The 19,506-nt window shown below is 62.2% G+C and carries 23 protein-coding genes; 15 read left to right on the forward strand and 8 right to left on the reverse strand.

Annotated features, from left to right (window positions below; genetic code table 11):
- Positions 1-2: 2 nt before the first annotated feature.
- From G4Y73_RS07025 to G4Y73_RS07040, 4 genes are all read left to right on the forward strand, one after another.
- On the forward strand, positions 3-470 hold the full coding sequence (locus tag G4Y73_RS07025; protein WP_164230809.1) for a low molecular weight protein-tyrosine-phosphatase: 468 nt from the start codon (positions 3-5) through the stop codon (positions 468-470).
- Entirely contained in the window at positions 467-2,278 is a 1,812-nt protein-coding gene (gene uvrC, locus G4Y73_RS07030) for an excinuclease ABC subunit UvrC (protein WP_164230811.1), read from the forward strand. Before G4Y73_RS07025 ends, uvrC begins: the two co-directional genes overlap by 4 nt.
- Positions 2,279-2,339: 61 nt before the next feature.
- Positions 2,340-2,900 (forward strand): CDP-diacylglycerol--glycerol-3-phosphate 3-phosphatidyltransferase, encoded by a 561-nt coding sequence (gene pgsA, locus G4Y73_RS07035; RefSeq protein WP_164230813.1) that lies wholly within the window; start codon positions 2,340-2,342, stop codon positions 2,898-2,900.
- Between the two features lie 26 nt (positions 2,901-2,926).
- Entirely contained in the window at positions 2,927-3,745 is an 819-nt protein-coding gene (locus G4Y73_RS07040; RefSeq protein WP_164230815.1) for a class I SAM-dependent methyltransferase, read from the forward strand.
- Positions 3,746-3,761: 16 nt separating this feature from the next.
- Here G4Y73_RS07040 and G4Y73_RS07045 read toward each other — a convergent pair whose 3' ends face one another.
- Positions 3,762-5,033 carry a PhnD/SsuA/transferrin family substrate-binding protein gene (locus G4Y73_RS07045; RefSeq protein ID WP_164230817.1) on the reverse strand — a complete coding sequence of 424 codons (1,272 nt, stop codon included), beginning with the start codon at positions 5,031-5,033 and terminating at the stop codon, positions 3,762-3,764.
- Positions 5,034-5,086: 53 nt separating this feature from the next.
- Positions 5,087-5,884, reverse strand: coding sequence for a folate-binding protein YgfZ (locus G4Y73_RS07050; protein WP_164230819.1), 798 nt, complete (start codon positions 5,882-5,884; stop codon positions 5,087-5,089).
- A 26-nt stretch (positions 5,885-5,910) separates the two neighbouring features.
- On the opposite strand from G4Y73_RS07050, the gene G4Y73_RS07055 reads away from it, so the two are divergent.
- The 7 genes from G4Y73_RS07055 to mtgA all read left to right on the forward strand — a co-directional run bounded on the left by G4Y73_RS07055 (position 5,911) and on the right by mtgA (position 10,869).
- Positions 5,911-6,123 carry a DUF1674 domain-containing protein gene (locus G4Y73_RS07055; RefSeq protein WP_164230821.1) on the forward strand — a complete coding sequence of 71 codons (213 nt, stop codon included), beginning with the start codon at positions 5,911-5,913 and terminating at the stop codon, positions 6,121-6,123.
- 29 nt (positions 6,124-6,152) lie between these two features.
- Entirely contained in the window at positions 6,153-6,530 is a 378-nt protein-coding gene (sdhC, locus tag G4Y73_RS07060) for a succinate dehydrogenase, cytochrome b556 subunit (protein ID WP_164230823.1), read from the forward strand.
- Positions 6,527-6,910 carry a succinate dehydrogenase, hydrophobic membrane anchor protein gene (gene sdhD, locus G4Y73_RS07065; protein ID WP_164230825.1) on the forward strand — a complete coding sequence of 128 codons (384 nt, stop codon included), beginning with the start codon at positions 6,527-6,529 and terminating at the stop codon, positions 6,908-6,910. The genes sdhC and sdhD overlap by 4 nt, the downstream gene beginning before the upstream one ends.
- A gap of 2 nt (positions 6,911-6,912) precedes the next feature.
- Complete coding sequence (gene sdhA / locus G4Y73_RS07070) at positions 6,913-8,703, forward strand: succinate dehydrogenase flavoprotein subunit (RefSeq protein ID WP_164230827.1); 1,791 nt, start codon at positions 6,913-6,915, stop codon at positions 8,701-8,703.
- Positions 8,704-8,705: 2 nt separating this feature from the next.
- Positions 8,706-9,491 (forward strand): succinate dehydrogenase iron-sulfur subunit, encoded by a 786-nt coding sequence (locus G4Y73_RS07075; protein ID WP_164230829.1) that lies wholly within the window; start codon positions 8,706-8,708, stop codon positions 9,489-9,491.
- Positions 9,492-9,507: 16 nt separating this feature from the next.
- Positions 9,508-9,768, forward strand: a complete 261-nt coding sequence (locus G4Y73_RS07080) for a succinate dehydrogenase assembly factor 2 (protein ID WP_164230831.1) — start codon at positions 9,508-9,510, stop codon at positions 9,766-9,768.
- A 399-nt stretch (positions 9,769-10,167) separates the two neighbouring features.
- Positions 10,168-10,869: a monofunctional biosynthetic peptidoglycan transglycosylase gene (gene mtgA, locus G4Y73_RS07085; RefSeq protein ID WP_164230833.1), complete on the forward strand. Its 702-nt coding sequence runs from the start codon at positions 10,168-10,170 to the stop codon at positions 10,867-10,869.
- Positions 10,870-10,924: 55 nt separating this feature from the next.
- Here mtgA and acs read toward each other — a convergent pair whose 3' ends face one another.
- The 3 genes from acs to G4Y73_RS07100 all read right to left on the reverse strand — a co-directional run bounded on the left by acs (position 10,925) and on the right by G4Y73_RS07100 (position 13,615).
- The gene (gene acs, locus G4Y73_RS07090; RefSeq protein ID WP_164230835.1) at positions 10,925-12,886 is read right to left on the reverse strand and encodes an acetate--CoA ligase; all 1,962 of its coding nucleotides are present in this window, start codon (positions 12,884-12,886) and stop codon (positions 10,925-10,927) included.
- 79 nt (positions 12,887-12,965) lie between these two features.
- On the reverse strand, positions 12,966-13,397 hold the full coding sequence (locus tag G4Y73_RS07095; RefSeq protein ID WP_164230837.1) for a YccF domain-containing protein: 432 nt from the start codon (positions 13,395-13,397) through the stop codon (positions 12,966-12,968).
- Positions 13,398-13,450: 53 nt separating this feature from the next.
- Complete coding sequence (locus tag G4Y73_RS07100; protein ID WP_164230839.1) at positions 13,451-13,615, reverse strand: DUF1328 family protein; 165 nt, start codon at positions 13,613-13,615, stop codon at positions 13,451-13,453.
- 136 nt (positions 13,616-13,751) lie between these two features.
- On the opposite strand from G4Y73_RS07100, the gene G4Y73_RS07105 reads away from it, so the two are divergent.
- Complete coding sequence (locus tag G4Y73_RS07105) at positions 13,752-13,958, forward strand: hypothetical protein (RefSeq protein ID WP_164230841.1); 207 nt, start codon at positions 13,752-13,754, stop codon at positions 13,956-13,958.
- An 86-nt stretch (positions 13,959-14,044) separates the two neighbouring features.
- Here G4Y73_RS07105 and G4Y73_RS07110 read toward each other — a convergent pair whose 3' ends face one another.
- The 3 genes from G4Y73_RS07110 to G4Y73_RS07120 form a co-directional block, all read right to left on the reverse strand.
- Positions 14,045-14,809, reverse strand: a complete 765-nt coding sequence (locus tag G4Y73_RS07110) for a methyltransferase domain-containing protein (RefSeq protein WP_164230843.1) — start codon at positions 14,807-14,809, stop codon at positions 14,045-14,047.
- A 127-nt stretch (positions 14,810-14,936) separates the two neighbouring features.
- Positions 14,937-17,261: a copper-translocating P-type ATPase gene (locus G4Y73_RS07115; RefSeq protein ID WP_240451138.1), complete on the reverse strand. Its 2,325-nt coding sequence runs from the start codon at positions 17,259-17,261 to the stop codon at positions 14,937-14,939.
- Between the two features lie 51 nt (positions 17,262-17,312).
- Entirely contained in the window at positions 17,313-17,591 is a 279-nt protein-coding gene (locus tag G4Y73_RS07120) for a metal-sensitive transcriptional regulator (RefSeq protein WP_164230845.1), read from the reverse strand.
- Positions 17,592-17,813: 222 nt separating this feature from the next.
- Between G4Y73_RS07120 and G4Y73_RS07125 the strand changes: the two genes are divergently transcribed.
- The 3 genes from G4Y73_RS07125 to G4Y73_RS07135 are packed head-to-tail and all read left to right on the forward strand — an operon-like array spanning position 17,814 to position 19,391.
- The gene (locus G4Y73_RS07125) at positions 17,814-18,443 is read left to right on the forward strand and encodes a glutathione S-transferase family protein (protein WP_164230847.1); all 630 of its coding nucleotides are present in this window, start codon (positions 17,814-17,816) and stop codon (positions 18,441-18,443) included.
- 52 nt (positions 18,444-18,495) lie between these two features.
- Complete coding sequence (locus tag G4Y73_RS07130; protein WP_164230849.1) at positions 18,496-18,861, forward strand: metalloregulator ArsR/SmtB family transcription factor; 366 nt, start codon at positions 18,496-18,498, stop codon at positions 18,859-18,861.
- Complete coding sequence (locus G4Y73_RS07135; protein WP_164230851.1) at positions 18,858-19,391, forward strand: SRPBCC family protein; 534 nt, start codon at positions 18,858-18,860, stop codon at positions 19,389-19,391. Before G4Y73_RS07130 ends, G4Y73_RS07135 begins: the two co-directional genes overlap by 4 nt.
- The last annotated feature ends 115 nt before the right edge of the window (positions 19,392-19,506 follow it).

Here is a 19,506-nt window from a genome sequence, read left to right on the forward strand (position 1 = left end):
TCATGGAAACTATACTTTTTGTATGCCTTGGAAATATCTGCCGCAGCCCCACGGCCAAGGCGGTGTTCGACTGGAAGCTGTCGCAGGCCGGACTGGTCGTCGAGACCGACTCGGCCGGAATCACCGGGTATCACGCGGGCAGTCCGCCTGACGCACGCGCCCAGGAAATCGCGCGCGCCTGGGGATTGGACATCAGCGGTGAACGAGCCCGGATCGTGACTCCCGAGGACTTTACCCGCTTCGACCTCATCTACGCGATGGACCGATCCAACCTGGACCAGCTCAGGCAGTTGCAGCCGGCCGGGACGCGCGCGCGCGTCGATCTGGTCATGAGTTTGGCGCCCGACTACGGCCTGGAAGAGGTTCCGGATCCTTACTACGGTGCCGAAGACGGATTCCGGCAAGTGATCGATATGCTCGAGGCGGCTGCGGACCGGTTGGTTCGGGAGCTTTCCCGCCGGTCGGCATGAGCGATTTCGACGGCCGCGCCTTTGCCCGGTCCCTGTCGACCGGCCCCGGCGTTTACCTGATGCGCGACGCCGACGGCAAGGTGCTGTATGTCGGCAAGGCGCGCAATCTGCGTCGGCGCGTGGCGAGCTATTTCAGTCGGCGCGATCTCGGCCCGCGTATCAATCTGCTGGTGCGCAAGGTCGCCAGCATGGAAGTCAGCCTGACCCGTACCGAGGCCGAGGCCCTGCTGCTGGAGAACGAGTGGATCAAGGCCCACCTGCCGCGCTTCAACGTCAACCTGCGAGACGACAAGAGCTATCCCTGGATTCGGCTCGAACTGGGGCATGACTATCCGCGTATCGGCTTCTACCGCGGCAACCGCAAGCCGCCGCATCGCTACTTCGGACCGTTTTCCAGTGCCGGGGCCGTACGCGAGGCGCTCAACCAGATCTACCGCCTGTTCGGTCTGCGCCAGTGCCGCGACACGGTTTTCGCCAACCGCACGCGACCCTGCCTGCAATACCAGATCAACCGCTGCAGCGCCCCCTGCGTGGGCCACATCAGCCGGGATGACTACGCCGCCGACGTCCGTGCGGCGGTCCAGTTCCTGGAAGGCCGCAACGAGGCGGTCATCGAGCACCTGGCCGAGCGCATGGAGCAGGCCAGCCAGGCGCTGGAGTTCGAACAGGCGGCGGCCTACCGTGACCGTATACGGGCCGTGCAGCAGGTACGCGGTAGCCAGTTCGTGACCGGCGGCACCACCGATCTGGACGTCATCGGCATTCATGCCCAGTCCGGCAAGGCGGCGGTGCATGTGGTCGAGTTTCGTCATGGCCGTAACGTCGGTGGCCGCAGCCACTTTCCCGGCAACGTGCACAAGGAACTGTCCGTCGCTGAAGTGCTCGCTGCCTTCCTCGGTCAGTACTATGCCGATCGGACGCCGCCGTCGGAAATCCTGCTCTCCGACGAGCCGGCCGATTCCGCGCTGTGGGCCGAAGCACTCGGCTCCAGGCGCGAGGCCAGGGTAACGCTGAGCTGGCGGGTGCGTGGCGAGCGCGCCGAATGGGTCCGGATGGCCGCGGCCAATGCCGAAGACGCGCTGCGTCGGCGCCTGGCCGAGCGTGATCAGATCGGCCGCGGCCTGGCGGCCCTGGCCGAGTTGCTCGACCTGGGCTCACCGCCGGAGCGCCTGGAGTGCTTCGATATCTCGCATATCTCGGGGACCGAAACGGTGGCTTCCTGCGTGGTGTTCGGCCCGCGGGGTGCCGACAAGAAGCAGTACCGGCACTTCAACATCCGAGATGTCATTCCCGGGGACGATTACGCGGCAATGGAACAGGTACTTCGCCGGCGCTATACGCGGGCGCTGGAACAGTCCGATGAACTGCCCGACCTGGTCCTGATCGACGGTGGCAAGGGTCAGCTCGGGCGCGCCCGGGCGGTGTTCGAGGAACTCGGTCTCGACGCGATTCCGCTGCTCGGCATCGCCAAGGGGCCGGCTCGCCGAGCCGGATACGAAACCTTCGTCATGGGCGATCGGGAAGTGGTTCCGGGCCCGCACCACGCCGCCTCGCACCTGGTCCAGCAGATCCGTGACGAAGCGCACCGCTTTGCCATCAAGGGACATCGCCAGCGGCGGCAGAAACGCGCGCAGGCTTCGCCGCTGGAGCAGGTTCGGGGTATCGGCCCCAAACGCCGGCAGGCCCTGCTCAAGGCCTTCGGTGGACTGCAGGGCATTCGTGATGCCGGTATCGACGAGCTGATGCGCGTCGGCGGCATCAATCGCAAGCTGGCCGAGGCGGTCGTCGATCAATTGAAACGTTCGTGACGGTTCCGCTGACGCGCCTGTTGCGTGATAATGACCCGCTGATTGAACCTGGAGTCACGCTTTGCAGCTGACCATCCCGACACTGCTGACGCTGCTGCGGATCGTGCTCATCCCGGTCCTGGTGCTGGTGTTCTACCTGCCGTTCGAGGCGTCCAACCAGGTGGCGGTGGCGTTGTTCATCCTGGCGGCCGCGACCGACTGGCTGGACGGCTGGGTGGCGCGGCGTTTCGGCATGACCAGCAGTTTCGGTGCCTTTCTCGACCCGGTAGCCGACAAGCTGATGGTGACGGTGGCGTTGCTGCTGATCGTCCAGCGGCACCCCGAGATCGGCATCGCCCTGTCGGCGGCGATCATCATCGGGCGCGAAATCACCATCTCGGCACTGCGTGAATGGATGGCGGCGCTGGGCGAGGCCGGACGGGTCAAGGTCGCGCGGGTCGGCAAGCTCAAGACCATTTTGCAGATGGTGGCGATCGGCTTTTTGCTCTATGGCGAGCCGCTGTGGATCATCCCGGTGCTCGAGATCGGGCGCTGGCTGCTGATCATCGCTGCCGTGCTCACCATCTGGTCGATGTTCATCTATCTTCGTTCGGCCTGGCCGGCCGTTCGCCAGCAATCCTGAAAGTCATCTACGCAGGGGAGTGATCCATGTCGCGTGCACCCGGCAAGAAATCATCCATGGCCGATCGGGCCGATCGGCACGAACTCTACGAGGCCAGCGTGCAGGATCCGGACAGCGAACTCGAGTTCGTCGCCGAAACCTTCGAGGCCTTGACCGGCCGGCCGCCCGAACTGATCCGGGAAGACTTCTGCGGCACGGCCAATACAGCCTGTCACTGGGTTGCGGCCGGGCCGGCGCATCGTGCCATTGCGATTGACCTCGATCCCGAGGTCCTCGACTGGGGCAGGGCGCATCACTTCGCCGCGCTGTCGGCCGATGCGAAATCGCGCATCGAGCTGATCGAGGGTGACGTGATGACGACCACGTCAGAGCCGGTCGACGCGCTGCTCGCGATGAACTTCAGTTATTACCTCTTTACCACCCGCGAAAAGCTGCGCCGCTATTTCGAGCGGGCACGGGCTTCGTTGGCCGAAGACGGCGTGCTTTTTCTCGATTCTTTCGGCGGTTACGAGGCACATCGCGAGCTCGAGGAGCGCACCGAGTACGACGATTTCACCTACGTCTGGGATCAGGCCAGCTTCGATCCGATCACCCATGCCATGACCTGCCAGATCCACTTCGAATTTCCGGATGGTTCGGAAATTCGGCGGGCTTTCGAATACCACTGGCGGTTGTGGACGCTTCCGGAAATCCAGGAGCTGCTACGCGAGGCCGGATTTGCCGAAGTGACCGTCTACTGGGAGGGCACGGACGAGGATACCGAAGAGGGAAATGGAATCTACGAACCGGCCGACAGCGGCGATGCCGATGCCGGCTGGATCTGCTATATCGTGGCCCGCGGCTAAGGCGAGCCTGCCAAGCTCAGAAAATCGAATAGACCAGGGACAGCCACTCGTCCAGACCTTCGTAGTTCGAGGGATCGGCACTGATGAACTGGTCGATATCGAGCTCATTGAGCGCCGCGAAATGTTCTTCGTTTTCGTGCAAATCGAGCAGGACGTCGCGAATCTCTTCCTGAATGTCCTCGGGCACCGCGGCACTGGCCGCGATCGTCACGCCGGGAAATTCCTGCGAAGTCAGTACGTTCTGCATGTTGACGTAGCGTGAGACCAGGTTGTGCGGAACGATGGCGGCGTCGGCTTCCATCGAGAACACGATCTCAACGGCGTCCAGCCAGGAACTGGCGTTGGACTGGATCATCGGCTGCTGCATCGGGTTGTCGAACCAGTTGGCGAGGATCAGGTAGCCAAGACTCGGGGCGGGCATGCTCGAGACACGTTGGCCGATAAAGTCCTGCACGCTCGAGTCTTCGTTACCGACAGATGTCAGCAGTGAGTAGGTGATGGGTTCTTCGGCCCGAACCAGCGGCGTGTAATCATGCCGCGCCATTCGGTAGGACACCAGGTGCGGCTCCTCCAGGACCAGGTGCGGGTTCTCGCCGCGTCGGGCGCTCAGCCAGTAGCGATGATAGTCCGGCGGTGTGTCGAGTTCGAAGCGATACGGCAGGACATCGTTGAGGTAGTCCACCAGTGGTTGGTAAACCAGCTCGGCCTGATCCGGAGTGAAGATGGGGTGGCCCTGGAAGACGAATGTTTCTGCTGCGGATTCGGTCGCGGCCGGTGCATCGGTGGTTTCGGCCGGCTCGGCGGCGGCCTGCTGTTCATCAGCAGCCTGTTCATCAGCCGGCTGCTGCACTTCGGTCTCGCCATCTTCGGCAGTGACCTGCTGATCATCGGCCGGCTGCTGTGCTTCGGTCTCGCCCTCTTCGGCAGCGGCCTGTAGTTCATCGGCCGGCTGCTGTGCTTCGGTATCGGCTTCTTCGGTCGCGACCTGCTGCTCCTCGGTTGGCAGTTGCGCATCCGTATCGCCATCTTCGGCTACTGCGTCCTGCTCATCGGTAGGCTGCTGCGTCTCGGTGCTGCCGTCTTCGGAGCCCGACTGCGCTTCGTCGGCTACCTCGTCCCGGGCATCTGCGTCGCTCTCATCGGGCGCTTCAGGCTCGGATTGGGAGAGCATTTCGACCACTTCTTCGGGCGCGTCTTCGTCTTGCGAGTTCGAATCGTCCTGCGCGCAGGCCACCGTGGCCAGCAACAGAATCAGAATGCAAGCGATCAACCTTTTTGAAGTGTTCATTCAACTGACCCCTCTAAACTCATGATTTGTGGTTTTCTTTCCGGCTTCGGATGTTAGCACAGCGATTTCGGCGCCGTCACTCGGGCGGGGAGGCCATCCTCACCGACGAAGACCACGGCATCCTCGATCAGGCCGGTGCGAATCACCCCCAGGCCAATAGTCGTTGCGTTCGTATCCGGGCCGCGCAGCCAGTGACCGATTCTTTCACCGGTTTCGTCCCGGATATCGGCATGCGGCTCAACCCGCGCAGCTTCACCCGTCAACTGCAGTCCACAAAGGCCGTACTTGACGCTGCCGCGGTAATGCACTCGGGCGACGACTTCCTGGCCTGGATAGCAGCCTTTTGAGTAACTGAGGCCGCCCAGTGTCTCAAGGCCGAGCCACTGCGGCAGGTGCCGACCGCTGGTGCCGGCATCGAGCCAGGGCAGGCCGCGGCAGAGATCAAGCTGTCGCCAGCGCGCCACCGAATCGGCCGCCGCAGGCGCATCGGGGTTCAGTCCGAGATATCGGGGCGGATCGTTGTCGAAAGCCGGCAGCGAATCGTCCGCATCGAAACTTCCGGCCACCGGTTGCGATTCTGCCAGCGTGACCTGGCGGCCGATGGTATACATCGTCAACCGCTTGCGGATGTCCTCTGCCTGAACTGCGGGCAATACCAACTCGACACTGTCTTCACCGCTGCGGGCCATCATGAAGGCCAGAACGCGACCTTTGGGATCGCACCAGGCCAGTGGCGACCAGCGCTCGGGCACCAGATCGTCGACCGAGACGGTAAACTGAGCCTGGGCGAAGGCGCGGGCATCGGGCCCCGCCATCGTCAGGCAGCGGAAATCATCAAGCCGAAACTGCATCGGTATGCCGGGTAAAATGGAGAGTCATGAACGGGTACAATTCTACATCGTCAGGCGGCAACCCGGATCGTGCACCCTCGGCCGAATCCGCGCGGCCCGCCGACAAAACGGGTCAGGAGCGAAACCGGGCAGCCGAATGCGGCGAGCGTCCGTCAAAGGAATTCGGCGGTCGCAGGAAAGGCCTGGAGCCGACCCGCTATGGTGACTGGGAAAAAGACGGTCGCTGCATCGATTTCTGATTCCGATCCATTACGGGAGCGCTGAATACATGGTGACGGACAACCGACCCCTCTCACCCCACCTGCAGGTGTATCGACCGCAACTGACGTCGGTCACATCCATACTCCATCGCTTTTCCGGTCTGCTTCTCAGCCTGGGCATGGTCATGGTCGTGGTCTGGCTGCTTGCACTGGCGAACGGCGCGCAGGCCTTTGAATCGGTCAACGCCTGGCTGGCGAGTCCGCTCGGGCTCATCCTGCTGGTCGTCTGGACCGTGGCCCTGTTCTACCATCTGCTCAACGGTATTCGTCATCTGTTGTGGGACGCTGGCTGGCTGCTCGAACTCAAGGGCGCCTATGCTTCCGGCTGGACCGTGCTGGTCTTGACCGTTGTGCTTTCCGCCATTGTCTGGGGTGGCCTGCTATGAATGGTCTTCGCAATCCGCTGGCAAATGCCCACAACCACGGTGCGGCAGGTGATGGGGTAGGGCACTGGTGGGCACAGCGCTTCTCGGCCATCATGCTGATCTTTCTCACGGCCTGGCTGGTCTGGGCCCTGGTCAGCCTGGTCGGTGCTGACCACGCAGCGGCCGCAGCCTTCCTGGCACACCCGTTCCACGCCACCATGGGCATCCTGTTCGTGGCGACCAGTTTCTACCACGGTCAGCTCGGAGTCCAGGTGGTCATCGAAGATTACGTGCACATGCGCGCCATGGCGGTCTTCCTGATGGTGATCATCAAGGTGCTGTCCCTGTTCGGTGGCCTGCTCGCCATTCTTGCCATTCTCAAACTGGCTCTGGGAGTCTGAACTTGAGTAACAGCTACGACATCACCCGGCACGAGTACGACGTGCTGGTCATCGGCGCGGGCGGCGCCGGCCTGCGCGCCACCATGGGTCTGGCCGCCACCGGGCTCAAGACCGCGTGCATCAGCAAGGTCTTTCCGACCCGTTCGCACACGGTTGCAGCCCAGGGCGGCATGAGCGCCGCGCTCGGCAACATGGGCGACGACGACTGGCGCTGGCATATGTACGACACCGTCAAGGGCTCGGACTGGCTCGGCGACCAGGATGCCATCGAGTACATGTGCAAGAACGCCATGCAGGCGGTGATCGAACTCGAGCACTTCGGCGTGCCGTTCTCGCGTACCGAGGAGGGCAAGATCTACCAGCGGCCCTTCGGCGGCATGACTACCCACTATGGTGAAGGCACGGCGCAGCGGACGGCCGCCGCAGCCGACCGCACCGGCCATGCCATCCTGCATACGCTCTACCAGCAATCGCTCAAGCACGACGCGCAGTTTTTCATCGAATACTTCGCCATCGACCTGCTGATGGACGACGACGGCGCCTGTCGCGGTGTGCTGGCCTGGGACCTGGGTACCGGCACCTTGCATGAGTTCCGCGCCCATGCGGTTATTCTGGCCACCGGTGGCTATGGTCGGTCTTACTTTTCCTGCACCTCGGCGCACACCTGCACCGGCGACGGTAACGGCATGGTCCTGCGTGCGGGTCTGCCGTTGCAGGATATGGAGTTTGTGCAGTTCCATCCCACGGGGATCTATGGCGCCGGCTGCCTGATCACCGAAGGCGTGCGCGGGGAGGGCGGTTATCTGACCAACTCCGAGGGTGAGCGTTTCATGGAACGCTACGCTCCCAATGCCAAGGATCTGGCCTCGCGCGACGTGGTCTCGCGATCGATGACCATCGAGATTCGCGAGGGCCGCGGCGTGGGTCCGAACAACGACCACATTCATCTCAATCTGCAGCATCTCGGTGCCGAGGTGATTAATCAGCGCCTGCCGGGCATTGCCGAATCGGCGCGCATCTTTGCCGGCGTCGATGTCACCCGCGATCCGATCCCGGTGCTGCCCACCGTCCACTACAACATGGGCGGCATTCCGACCAATCACCACGGCGAAGTGGTGACCCTCAAGGATGGTGATCCCGACAGCGTCGTGCCGGGACTGTACGCCATCGGCGAGGCGGCCTGTGTATCGGTACACGGCGCCAACCGCCTGGGCTCGAACTCGCTGCTCGACCTGATTGTTTTCGGTCGTGCGGTGGCGATTCACTGCGGTGAGCACATCGAACCGGGGCAGTCGCACAAGCCGTTGCCCGAGGGTACGCTGGACAAGTTGCTGGACGAATTCGACCGGCTGCGCCATGCCGACGGCGAACTGCCGACAGCCGAGATTCGCGGCGAGATGCAGCAGGTCATGCAGAACAACGCGGCGGTTTTTCGAACCGGCGAAACCCTCCAGGAAGGCTGCGAGAGCATTGCCGAAGTAGCCGGCAAGTTCGAGCAGGTCAAGGTCAGTGACCGCTCCCTGGTGTGGAACTCCGATCTGGTCGAGACGCTCGAGCTCAGGAATCTGCTCGGCAACGCGGTCACGACCATGGTGGCGGCCGAGAACCGTACCGAGAGCCGCGGCGCGCATGCACGCGAGGACTATGGTGACCGCGACGATGACAACTGGATGAAGCACACCCTGATCTGGATGGACGATGCGGGCAAGACCAGGATCGATTACCGGCCGGTGCACATGCATACCCTGACCGACGAAGCCGAAGTCATTCCGCCCAAGGCACGGACTTACTGAAGATGGCTGAATTCAGACTCCCGAAGAACTCGCGAATCAAGAAAGGCCGGCACTTCGATGCGCCGGAAGGCGCCAGGAAGGTCAAGACCTTTCGCATCTACCGCTGGGATCCCGACAGCGGTGAGAACCCGCGCATCGACTCCTACGAGATCGACCTCGATGATTGCGGGCCGATGGTGCTCGACGCCGTTATCAAGATCAAGAACGAGATCGATCCGACGCTGACTTTCCGCCGCTCCTGCCGCGAGGGCATCTGCGGTTCCTGCGCCTTCAATATCGACGGTATCAATACACTGGCCTGCACCCAGGGTATTGACGAAATTTCCGGCGATGTGAAGATCTATCCGCTTCCGCACATGCCGGTGGTCAAGGATCTGGTGCCGGATCTGACGCACTTTTACGCCCAGTACGCCTCGATCCGCCCCTGGCTTCGCACGCAAAGCCCGGCACCACCGGACAAGGAACGACTGCAGTCACCCGAAGACCGCAAGCACATCGACGGCCTGTACGAATGCATTCTCTGCGCCTGTTGTTCCACCGCCTGCCCCAGTTACTGGTGGAATGGCGAGCGTTACCTTGGCCCGGCCATCCTGCTGCAGGCCTATCGCTGGCTGGTGGATTCGCGCGACGAAGCGACCGGCGAGCGCCTCGATGACCTCGAGGATCCGTTCCGCCTGTATCGCTGTCACACCATCATGAACTGCACGAAGACCTGCCCCAAGGGCCTCAACCCGGCCAAGGCCATTGCCGAGATCAAGAAGATGATGTTGGCCCGCCGGGGTCTCTAGAGACTCCAACAGGAAAATGTATCCGGAGCAGCCTCCATCGAAATTGCGCTGGCGTTGCCGGCGGGGCATGCAGGAGCTCGACGTCATGCTTGGCGACTGGCTCGAGCACTGCTGGTCCGAGGCCAACGAAGACTGCCGGCTGGCCTTCGATCGACTGCTCGAGGTCGAGGACGACCGGTTGTGGGACTGGCTTGCAGGTCGTTCACTTCCAGCCGCCGAATTCCACGATATTGTCGATGCCATCCGTGCACGGCACTTCAGCGCCTCGGCGAAGTGACTGGTGGCCGGTGGGCCCGTCCTTGCGGGCGGCCCTGGTCGTGGCCGGGCTGACGCTGGCCGGGGTGGCGGCGCCCTTCGCAACCGGGCTCTCACTCCTCATACAACTGCCCGCCGCCCTTGTGGCGCTTGCCGTGGGCGGTCATGCCATCATGCGGCTTGTCAATCCCGATTTCCGGAGCCTGAAGATAGATGAGGCGCAAATTCATGTCCGTGATCGATCCGGATCGCGCTCGAGCGGCAAGTTGATCGGATCGCCCTTTGTCTCGCCGCTCTATGTCGGCTTTCGCTGGCGCCCTGCAGAGAAGCGCCTGCCGCACTCGGTCGGGATCTTTCGAGGGCAGATGGCCGGGTCCGACTTTCGTCGGCTGAGTGCGCTACTGCGACAGCGGGAAGGACGATGAGGCGATTCTTGCGGTGGTGCCTGAAATGGACCTGGCGTTTTGCGCTGCTGGTTCTTTTGCTGCTCGTCGGCCTGACCTTGCCACTTCGATGGATCGATCCGTCCACGTCGGCCTATATGACGCTCGACGAGTGGCGGACTGATCGGGTCGTGCGCCAGGAATGGGTGCCCTACGATCACATTTCCGACACTCTGAAGCTGGCCGTCATCGCGGCCGAAGACCAGAAGTTTCCGCATCATTTCGGCTTCGATCTTGAACAGATTCGCCAGGCGATCGATACCCATCTCGACGGCGGACGCCTGCGCGGTGCCAGCACGATTACCCAGCAACTGGCGCGCAATCTCTACCTCTGGCCGGGTCAAAACTGGCTGCGGAAGGGGTTCGAGGCGGCACTCGCCGTGCCGCTGGAGTTGTTCGTGCCCAAGCACCGGCTGCTCGAGATCTATCTCAATATTGCCGAGTTCGATGATGGCATCTATGGCGCCGAGGCCGCCGCCCGCCATTACTTTGGCAAGCCGGCATCACTTATCACCCGCGATGAAGCGGCGCTGCTGGCGGCCGTGTTGCCTGCGCCCGGGCGGCTTGAAGCCGACCGGCCGAGCGAGTTTCTGCGCGATCGTCAGCTATGGATCATCGATCAAATGGAAAACCTCGGCCGGGCCTGGGTTCCACAGCCGCAGCCGAAGGACTCGAATTGACCGATCCCGGCGCCCGCCAACGCCACGCTGTGACGTCGCCGACCCGATCAATCCGTCAGGTCTTGCGCCGGTTTTCAATCAGGTGCTCGACCACCTCCGGGTCCGCCAGCGTGGACGTATCGCCGAGCTGATCATGTTCGTCGGCCGCGATCTTTCTCAGGATACGGCGCATGATCTTGCCCGAGCGTGTCTTGGGCAGGCCCGGCGCCCACTGCAAGTGATCGATGGTGGCAATCGGTCCGATTTCCTTGCGCACCCACTGGACCAGTTCCTCAGCCAGATCGTCGTCACCCTCGCGCCCGGCCATAAGGGTCACGTAGGCATACACGCCCTGGCCCTTGATGTCGTGCGGAAAGCCGACTACGGCAGCTTCGGCCACTGCCTTGTGCGCCACCAGGGCCGATTCGACTTCGGCCGTGCCCAGGCGGTGCCCGGATACGTTGATGACATCATCGACGCGGCCGGTGATCCAGTAGTAGCCGTCCTCGTCGCGGCGCGCACCGTCGCCGGTGAAGTAATAGCCCTTGTAGGTCGCAAAGTAGGTTTCACCGAAACGCTTGTGATCGCCGTAGACGGTGCGCATCTGGCCCGGCCAACTGCGGGTCAGTACCAGGTTGCCCGAGGCCGCTCCTTCGAGCTCCTTGCCCTCCGCATCGAGCAGGGCGGGCCGGATGCCCGGCAGGGGCAGGGTGGCTGAACCGGGCTTGAGATCGGTCGCGCCGGGCAGGGGGCTGATCAGGATGCCTCCGGTCTCGGTCTGCCACCAGGTATCGGCAACCGGGCAGCGCCCGTCCCCGACCACGTTGTAGTACCACTCCCAGGCCTCCGGATTGATCGGTTCTCCGACCGTACCGAGAATGCGCAGCGACTTGCGGCTGGTCTGATTGACCGGATCGTCGCCGGCGCGCATCAGCGCGCGAATAGCCGTCGGCGCGGTGTAGAAGATGTTGACCTGGTGCTTGTCGACAACCTGCCAGAAGCGGCTGTTGTCGGGATAGTTGGGGACGCCCTCGAACATCAACGTGGTCGCGCCGTTGGCCAGCGGTCCGTAGACGATGTAGCTGTGACCGGTTACCCAGCCGACGTCAGCTGTGCACCAGTAGATGTCACCATCGTGATAGTCGAAAACGATCTCATGTGTCCAGCTCGCCCAGGCGAGGTAGCCGCCGGAGGTATGCAGTACGCCCTTGGGCTTGCCGGTCGACCCCGAGGTATACAGAATGAACAGCGGATCTTCGGCTTGCATCTCCTCGGGTTCGCAATCCGCACCGACATGCTCGAGCTCTTCGTGCATCCAGTGATCTCGACGGTCATCCCAGTCGATGTCGTTGCCGGTGTTTCGAATCACCAGCACTGATTCGACACGTTCTCCGGCATCGTCGTTGTTCAGGGCACGATCAACATTACGCTTCAGCGGTGTGGCCTTGCCGCCGCGAACGCCCTCGTCGGCGGTGATGACCAGCTTCGAATCGCAGTCGATAATGCGCCCGGCCAGGGCGTCGGGCGAGAAGCCTCCGAATACGACCGAGTGCACGGCACCGATGCGCGCGCAGGCCAACATGGCGATGGCCGCCTCCGGGATCATCGGCATGTACAGGGTGACGCGGTCACCCTTTTCTACGTTCAGGCGCTTGAGCACATTGGCGAATCGGCAGACGCGTTCATGCAGCTGGCGGTAGGTGATCTGCTCGTCGCGTTCGGGATCGTCGCCCTCCCACAGGATGGCGACCTGGTCGCCACGCGATTCGAGGTGGCGGTCGACGCAGTTGGCACAGACATTGAGGGTGCCGTCGTCGAACCAGCGTATGTGCAGGTCGTCGAGGTCGAAGCTGACATCCTTTATGCGCGAATAGGGGTCGATCCAGTCGAGTCGTTTGCCGATCCGGTCCCAGAAGGTGTTTTCGTCATCCCGGGCTTCCTGGGCGAGGGCTTCGAACTTTTCGCGATCGACGTGCGCCGAAGCGGCGATGGGCTCGGAAACCGGGTGAACGGACGGTTGCGAGTGATGCTCGGACATGGTTCGGCTACCTCTTCGAATGTCTGCTTCTAATGCCTCTCCCAGTGTCTCTGAAGGACCGATGCTTGTAAAGTTGGCCTCAGCCGTGCACCCGTCGGGTGGCGTCGGCCACTTCGGAGAGCACCACGGACTTGCCGATCGGGAACAACGCAATACCAGCGAGTTTGACGTGCTGGATACCGAACGGAATGCCGATAATGCTGATGAAAAGTGCCAGCGCCCAGAACAGGTGACCGATGGCCAGCCAGATACCGGCGACCACGAACCAGATGACGTTGCCGACCACGCCCAGGCAGCCGGTGCCGATGTCTTCCTTGCCGGTCAGCATTCGCCGATCGACTGCCACTCGGCCAAATGGCCAGAACATGAACTTGCCGATCACGAAGCAGGCGCGGCCCCACGGAATGCCGATGATGCTGATGAAGCAAAGCAGGCCGTAGAACCACCAAGCCAGCCCCATGAAGAAGCCACCCAGTACGAACCAGATGATATTGCCGACCAGCCTGAGCATGGTTCAATCGCTCCGTTGGGATGTCGGAACGCGCCAGCCCCCTTGCAATGACGTCATACCGGCGGTCTACGGCCACCAATGAAGAATATCAGAGCCACGACCAAGCCGATGACGAACAGGATCCAGGCGATATTGGTTGCGGTCCCGGCTATGCCGCTCAGGCCCAGCGCGCCGGCGATGATTGCAATGATCAGGAATATCAGTGCCCAGGAAAGCATATTGAAGTTCCTCATGCGTGCAAGGGGATACTAATCATACATTTGTCGGGGCATCATTGCATTGAGTCGGTTAGTGGACTTCTGAACTTTCCGCCCGTAGAGTATGGGTTTTGCAGATGAAGGAGTGGAGGAAGTCATGCAAAAGCTGACCAACAACAAGATTCTTAATGCCCTTTTCGCACTGTTGCTGGCCCTCTCGGTCGGTGTGCTCGCCGGTTGCGAGGATCAGGGTCCGGCCGAAGAGGCGGGCGAGAACATCGACGAGGCTATGGAAGATGCCGCTGATGAAATGGAAGATGCCGCTGACGAAGTTGAGGAAGAGATTGACGACAACAACGGTTGATCTCGATTGATTAGCGCTTTATCAGCAATCCCGGCCGCGAGCCGGGATTGTTTTTTCGGCGGCAGACTCGACCGCGGCAAAGGAATTCAGAGGCACTGCGGCCGGATCCCTTTGGCCACCAGCAGTTGCCAGTTCATGATGACCCCCGAAGAAAGATCATTGCGAACGCCAAGTATCTCGTCCACCGCATCACGCAGGGTTGTGTCGTCGGCGCAGTCGATGCCGAACAGATCGCGAACGAAACCGAGCATCTCTGCCTCGCTGTCGAACCGCCAACCGATGTAGCAACGTTCTACGCTAATCGACTCGAGGCCGGCCCGGCCCAGCATATCGGCCACGGACTCGTCGAAGAACGAGCCCCGATGGCCGGCACTGCTGTGCCGGTCCACGAAACCATTGAGAAAGGTGTCGGGCGGGCTGCCGATCGCAACGTCCGCCATCGCGAAGCGACCGCCGGGTCGCAAGACCCTGAACAACTCGGAAAAGACGGCCGGCACATCGGGTTCGTGGTGCAAGCCGGCGAGGCTCACGACCGCATCGGCACAATGGTCGGGCAGGGGAATGCTCTTGAGCTCACCCCGCACCCTGCGCCGCATTTCGCCCCGCGGACAGCGCGCGAAGAACGAGCGGACCGGTTCGACGGCGATGTATTCGACATCCGGATCGAGGGCGCCGGCCAGATAGCCCCCACCGGCCGGCGCATCGATCAGCGTTTCGCCGGGGCGTATTTCGATGGCGCCCGGCAACAAGGCCAGTTCTTCCAGGCGAGCGTGCGGGCAACGCCGCATGGCGGCATGATACCGCTCGCCGCGCTGATCGAAGATATCCTGATAGCTGTCAGTCGAATACATGCTGGGGACGAGTTCAACGCGGCGGTTTCGGAATCAGCACGCATCATAACGTTCATTGCTCGCTTGGCTGAACCGCGGGCCTCAAATACGGGCTGGCCGGCAATTGCGGCGGGGCTTCCAGCCCCGCTCACACAGATACCTTGTTTAGCCGCAGCGCATTGCCGATCACCGACACCGAACTGAAGCTCATGGCCGCAGCAGCGATCATCGGGCTCAGCAACAGGCCAAAGAAGGGGTATAACACGCCCGCGGCGACCGGCACGCCCAGGCTGTTGTAGATAAAGGCAAAGAACAGGTTCTGCTTGATGTTGGCCAGCGTCGCTCGCGACAGTCGACGGGCGCGGACGATGCCGTTCAAGTCGCCCTTGACCAGGGTGACGCCGGCCGATTCCATGGCCACATCGGTGCCGGTGCCCATGGCAATACCCACCTGCGCCTGGGCCAGGGCCGGGGCATCGTTGATGCCGTCGCCGGCCATGGCCACGATGCGGCCGGCCTCCTGCAATTCCTTGACCTTTTCGGCCTTGTCCTTCGGCGCGACATCGGCAAAGACCTGGTCGATACCCAGTTCCTTCGCCACGGCCCTGGCCGTCGTCTCGCTGTCGCCGGTGACCATCACGATCTCCAGACCTTCGGCGTGCAGGGCCTTGATCGCGTCTGCGGTGCTGTCCTTGATCGGGTCGGCTACGCCGATCAGGCCGGCGGCCTGGCCGTCGATCGCGGCAAACATCGCCGTCTGGCCCTTGCCGCGAAGTGTTTCGGCCGTATCGAGCAGGGACTCGACATCAACGTCCAGCGTATCCATCAGCTTGCGATTGCCCAGGGCGACCTGCCGCCCGCCGATCTTTCCGTGCACGCCCTGGCCGGTGACGGACTCGAAATCCGACACCTCGGTCAACTCGAGATCGCGCTCCTTGGCGCCTTCCACGATCGATTCGGCCAGCGGATGCTCGCTGGCACGCTCTAGTGAGGCGACGGCGGCGAGCAGCTCGTTCTCGTCCACGCCCTCGGCGACCTCGATGGATGCAAGCTTGGGTTGGCCTTCTGTCAGTGTCCCGGTCTTGTCGACGATCAGGGTATCGACTTTGCGGAATATTTCGATCGCCTCGGCGTTGCGGAACAGCACGCCCATGCCCGCACCGCGACCGGTGGCGACCATGATCGACATCGGTGTGGCCAGGCCCAGCGCGCAGGGGCAGGCGATGATCAGCACGGCCACGGCGTTGACCGTGGCGTAGGCCAGGCGCGGCTCGGGACCGACGGTCAGCCACACGACAAATGCGAGCACGGCCGATGCCACGACCGCGGGCACGAAATACTTCGCCACTACGTCGGCCAGGTTCTGGATCGGCGCCCGCGAGCGCTGCGCCTCGGCCACCATCTGAACGATCTGCGACAGCACGGTATCGTTGCCCACTTGCTTCGCCTCGATCACCAGCGTGCCCGAGTCATTGACGGTCGCTCCAATGACCTTCTCACCGGATGATTTCTCGACCTTGACCGGCTCGCCGGTAATCATCGACTCGTCCACGTTGGAGCGACCTTCGACCACCTCGCCGTCCACAGGGATCTTTTCGCCGGGACGCACACGCAGCCGGTCGCCGATCTGCACGTCTTCGAGCGGTACGTCTTCCTCGTTGCCGTCCGAGTCGATGCGCCGCGCGGTCTTCGGCGCCAGGCCGAGCAGGGCGCGGATCGCCTGGCTGGTTCTCGAACGCGCCTTCAGCTCCAGCACCTGCCCGAGCAGCACCAGGGTCACGATCACGGCCGCCGCCTCGAAATACACGCCCACCGTGCCGTGCTCGCTGACCATGCTGGGCGGGAAGATGCCCGGCACCGCCGCCGCGACCACGCTGTAGACATAGGACACGCCCACGCCCAGAGCGATCAGCGTGAACATGTTCAGGTTCATGGTGCGAACGGACATCCAGCCGCGCACAAAAAACGGCCAGCCGGCCCACAGCACCACCGGCGTGGCGAATGCCAGCTCAAGCCAGATGCCGAGCTGATGCGGAATCAGCGCGTCCAGCCCGGGAATGAACATCTTGCCCATGGCCAGGAACAGCACGATGGCCGAGAGCGGTACACTCACCCAGAAGCGGCGACTCATGTCGACCAGCTCGGGATTTTCTTCTTCTTCCAGCGTGACGGTACGCGGCTCCAGTGCCATGCCGCAGATCGGGCAGTCGCCGGGCTCGTCGCGCACGATCTCCGGATGCATGGGACAGACGTACTCGGTCTTCGTCGATGGACCGGACTGCGCCTTTTCCAGCGCCATCCCGCACTTGGGGCAGTTGCCCGGTTCGTCGGACTCCACGCCCGGACACATCGGACAGTAGTAGGCCTTGTCGCCCGAGGGCTGATTGCCGCCGGAGTGATGATGCCCGTCATCCGAATGGCAGCAGTGATGCTCCTCGCCGGATTTGTCGTGGGAATGCTCGTGTTCGCTCATTGCAAAGCTCGCAGATTGATTGGAAAGAAAGAGAAGGCGGGGCAGGGCGCTTCAGCGCCCGTAACGGGTGAGTACATCGATCAGCTCATCGATACGCTCGTTCGGTCCGGAAGTTCGACCTTTCGCCAGTTCATCCTGAATGCAGTGTTGAACGTGCGTGCGCAACACGCCGTCCTCCACCGCCCGCAAGGCGGATCGTGCGGCCCGGAGTTGGGTCAGGATGTCGACGCAATAGCGCCCCTCGTTGATCATTTTCACCACGCCCTCGAGCTGTCCGCGGGCGCGGTTCAGTCGCCGAAGTTGATCGTGGTGGGAAGGGTGTTGTGCCATGAGAATCAGTATACCCCTAGGGGGTATATAGTGCAAATCGAACGAACTTGAGAATCTGTTTAAAGCTGTCTATTCAAACGGATATGGCATTAATATGAGATCCATTCTTGAATGTTCCACGGCGTGTGCAGGGGTATCCAAGCGCGAAGGGTTTGATTTTCAGATCCCAACAACGTCAATATCAGCCTGTACGGACGCACAGGTAACCAAAGGAATTTCCAGATGACCGACCTGATCCTCACGACCTTTGATTGGGTTCCAGAAGTGCCCCGAGGCTATGTGCGCGACCTGCGCATACGGTGGGCCCTGGAAGAAGCGGGATTGCAGTACCGTGTCGAGAGCGTGCCGTTTCGTGAGCGAACCGCCGAACATTTTTCGCATCAACCCTTCGGTCAGGTGCCATGGTTGACCGATGGTGAAGTCTCGCTGTTCGAGAGTGGCGCAATCCTGCTCTATCTTGGAGAGCGCAGCAGAGCGCTGCTGCCAACCGATCTACAAGGCCGCAGTAGAGTCCAGGAATGGTTATTCGCCGCGCTGAACTCAGTCGAGATGGCCAGTCTGCCCTGGTCCATCTTCAAGTTCTGTGGTGATACGGCTGAAACGCCTGGACGCAAACAGCTGGATGCCTTCCTCGATGCCCGCCTTCAGCACATGGAGACGGTTCTGGCGCAACGAGCGTGGTTATCCGATTCGTTCTCCATCGCAGACATCGCAATGGCGGATGTTCTGCGCCTTGTCGATCGCTTCGAGGGCCTGGCGGACTTCCCTGCCTGCCGTGAGTATGTTGACCGCGCCATCGCACGTCCGGGATTCGTCAAGGCGCATGCAGACCAGGTAGCTCACTTTTCGTGATCATTAAACCGTATGGTTGACAGACTATTCGCTTGGTAGTACATTCAACCTTATGGTTGAATTACAAGCTGAGCAACTGAACGCCATCTTCCATGCCCTTGGCGATGCGACGCGCCGGCGCATGCTGCGCGACCTCGCCGATGGAGAGCGCACGGTTGGCCAACTTGCCGAGCCCTTCGACATGTCGCTGGCGGCCGCCTCCAAGCACGTCAAGACCCTCGAGCGGGCCGGGCTGATCCGGCGCGAGGTGCAGTGGCGTACGCACGTGTGCCGCCTCGAGCCCACGACGCTGGCGAGCGCGCACGAGTGGCTGAGCTTCTACGAACGCTTCTGGAACGAGCGCCTGGATGCACTCGAAGGCCTTCTACGTGCTGAGGGCGCTTCCAACCCCACGCCACCGAAAGGAGACAAATCATGACCGAACTTGCCAATCCCGCCGACTACGGTGAACTGCTTCGGCCCGATACCCTGCAGATTCAGCGCCTGTTGCCCGGACCGATCGAGCGCGTCTGGGCGTACCTCACCGAAAGCGATCTGCGCCGGCAATGGCTGGCGGCAGGCAAAATGAACCTGGGAGCCGGCGAGACCTTCGAGTTTGTCTGGCGCAACGATGAACTCACTGACCCGCCCGGACAGGGACCGGCTGAGCATTCCGGTGAGCATCGGATGGAAAGCCGGATCACCGAGCTGGAGCCGCCATTCAAGCTCAGCATCGAGTGGGGCAGTACCGGCGGCGTCACCTTTGAGCTCGAGCCCAAGGGCGATGAAGTGCTGCTGACCGTGACCCATCACCGCGTGAGCGATCGTTCGACTCTGCTGAGTGTGAGTAGCGGCTGGCATGCGCATCTCGATGTTCTGGTCGCCAGACTATCCGGTCAGGATCCGGATCCGTTCTGGGATAACGTCAATCGTGTCAGAAGCGAGTACGAGCGGCGATTGCCTGCCTGATTCGTACCCCGGAGATGGATCCGGCGCCCCTCCATGTGGGCCGGGTTCGATTGTTATGAAACCGTCGCAAAACCGAGGCATAATCCCTACTGCACCCGGGAGGAGGCCGTAGCCG

This window comes from Wenzhouxiangella sp. XN201, assembly GCF_011008905.1.
GTDB lineage: Bacteria > Pseudomonadota > Gammaproteobacteria > Xanthomonadales > Wenzhouxiangellaceae > Wenzhouxiangella.